Source organism: Thioclava arctica (assembly GCF_040892615.1).
In the GTDB taxonomy this organism is placed as follows: domain Bacteria; phylum Pseudomonadota; class Alphaproteobacteria; order Rhodobacterales; family Rhodobacteraceae; genus Thioclava; species Thioclava arctica.
On the sequence record NZ_JBFRYC010000063.1, the window covers coordinates 1 to 362 of the forward strand.

General features: G+C 60.5%; 1 protein-coding gene. It reads right to left on the reverse strand.

From position 1 onward, the window contains the following. Positions 1–331 (reverse strand): glutathione S-transferase N-terminal domain-containing protein (locus AB4874_RS19925; protein WP_368393319.1); only part of this gene is annotated, 331 nt, incomplete at its 3' end. Positions 332–362: the final 31 nt, after the last annotated feature.

The following is a 362-nucleotide window of genomic DNA, read 5'->3' on the forward strand; positions in this document are numbered from 1 at the left end:
CGCGCAGGTTGCAAATGGGGTGGATGTCGATTGCGATGGCCTGAGCGAGGGCACGCAGGCGGGCACGTTCTGACGCGGTGCCGGGCAATAGACCCAGCGCGCGCGTCTCATCAAGATATTCGATGATCGCAAGCGATTGGGTGAAGATCTGACCGTCGATTTCAAGCGCAGGCACCAGCCCTTGCGGGTTGCGCGACAGATGCTCTGCGCTGCGTTGTTCGCCTTTGACAAGGTCGATCGACACGCTTTCCCATTGCAGCCCCGCCAACCCAAGCGCGATGCGCACACGGTAGCTCGCCGAGGAGCGCCAGTAATCGAAGAGTTGGATCATGCGGTTTTCTCGCTGTTCAATAGCCGCGCCA